The organism is Brevibacillus borstelensis (assembly GCF_037834415.1).
GTDB classification, from domain to species: domain Bacteria; phylum Bacillota; class Bacilli; order Brevibacillales; family Brevibacillaceae; genus Brevibacillus; species Brevibacillus borstelensis_A.
On sequence record NZ_JAUMSJ010000085.1, the window covers coordinates 1 to 1,892 of the forward strand.

The 1,892-nt window shown below is 49.2% G+C and carries 1 protein-coding gene; it reads left to right on the plus strand.

Annotation, left to right across the window (positions count from 1 at the left end; all coding sequences use genetic code 11):
• Positions 1-555: 555 nt before the first annotated feature.
• Positions 556-1,821 (plus strand): group II intron reverse transcriptase/maturase, encoded by a 1,266-nt coding sequence (ltrA, locus tag Q3F21_RS27025; protein ID WP_340259669.1) that lies wholly within the window; start codon positions 556-558, stop codon positions 1,819-1,821.
• The last annotated feature ends 71 nt before the right edge of the window (positions 1,822-1,892 follow it).

Here is a 1,892-nt window from a genome sequence, read left to right on the forward strand (position 1 = left end):
GTGCGCCCAGCATGGGCGATAACTATAGGGTGCAAGTCCCGAACGGAGGGTGGCTGTCCCAACCGTTAGCTCAAGGCAAGGGTGTCGACCGTGAGGTCGAATCTGAAGGAAGCCGGCGGCAAAATCCCGACCTGAGGTACACGAACCCAATTTGAGGCTGTTGTATTCGGGCGAGTCTGCTAAACAAGACAAAGCCCCATACAGCCAAGGGATACAGCAGTAAACTTGGGCAGGTGCATGGGATGAAAGTTATCGTTCTTACCTGGGGAGGTCTGCATGAAACGCCTTCTTACGATGGTAACCGTCTCCGTAAGGAGACGCTGAACATGCAGAAGTCAGCAGAGGCCATAGTACCCGAGTAGAGGACGCTCGAAAGGGGAAGGGCTGAACATCAAGTAAGCATGCGATCCATGTCTTTTGTTACGATACGCCGAAGCAGAATTCCATAAAGGAACTACTTTTGAAGAGCAGGGGTGAAGCCCCGAGGGTACAAAAGAGGGCTGAGTATTGAACAGCAAACACGGAACCCGCATGTGCGAAGGAAGGAATATCGTTATGGACTTGCTAGAGAAAGTTTTATCACGGGAAAACTTACGGATGGCACTCCAGCGAGTGGAAGCAAACAAAGGTGTCGGTGGAGTCGATAATGTTTCAACCGAACAACTACGCGACTATCTGCGTGAACACTGGCAAACTATCCGTGAGAAATTGGAAAGAGGAACCTATAAACCTTCACCTGTCCGCAGAGTCGAAATCCCGAAACCTGAAGGAGGCGTAAGGTTATTAGGCATTCCCACCGTGGTGGACCGCTTCATCCAGCAAGCCATCCTCCAAGTCTTAACACCGATCTTCGATCCCATCTTTTCGGAGTCCAGCTACGGATTTCGCCCGAAACGTAGCGCCCATATGGCAGTAAGGAAAGCACAAGCGTATATCAGCGAAGGATACAGATTCGTGGTGGACATCGATCTAGAGAAATTCTTTGATCGTGTCAACCATGATATCCTGATGAGCCGCGTGGCTCGAAAAGTTCAGGACAAGAGAATTCTAAGACTGATTCGTTCCTACTTGAATGCAGGGATCATGATAAATGGCGTCTGTACAACATCAAGTGAAGGAACACCGCAAGGTGGGCCGCTAAGCCCACTTTTGGCAAATATCCTACTTGATGATTTGGACAAGGAACTCGAAAAGAGAGGCCATCGCTTCTGCCGCTACGCAGACGATTGTAACATCTACGTGAAAACAAAACGGGCAGGGGAACGAGTAAAGAAGAGTATTCAAAACCACTTGGAGAAGGTACTTAGGCTAAAAGTAAATGAGGAGAAAAGCGCGGTAGACCGACCATGGAAACGAAAATTCCTGGGCTTCAGTTTTACTTTCTTAAAACAGACAAGGATTCGCATCCACCCCAAATCCCTCCTCAAGCTAAAAGAGAAAATCCGCACGATCACGAATCCGGTGTGGAGCATCTCGATGGAGGAGCGGATTGAAAGGGTAAACCAGTACCTCATGGGCTGGATTGGATATTTCGCTCTTGCAGACGCGAAGGGCATTCTACAATCCATTGAGGAATGGACAAGGCGCAGACTCCGTCTTTGCTTGTGGATACAGTGGAAACGCGTGAGAACCAGATATCGAGAACTTCGTTCTCTTGGCATACCTCACGTAAAAGCCATTGAAATTGCAAATACCCGCAAGGGTGCATGGCGCACCACAAAGTCTCCGCATATACACAAAGCCCTTGGTATTGCCTACTGGCAACAACAAGGGCTGAAAAGCTTAGTACAACGATATTCTCAAATTCGTCAAGCTTGGTGAACCGCCGTATACCGAACGGTACGTACGGTGGTGTGAGAGGACGGGGGTTAGTCACCCCCTCCTACTCGATT

What these genes read in the sequence shown, in the direction of transcription:
- ltrA (WP_340259669.1), top strand. Translation starts at nt 556, where the DNA reads ATGGACTTGCTAGAGAAAGTTTTATCACGGGAAAACTTACGGATGGCA.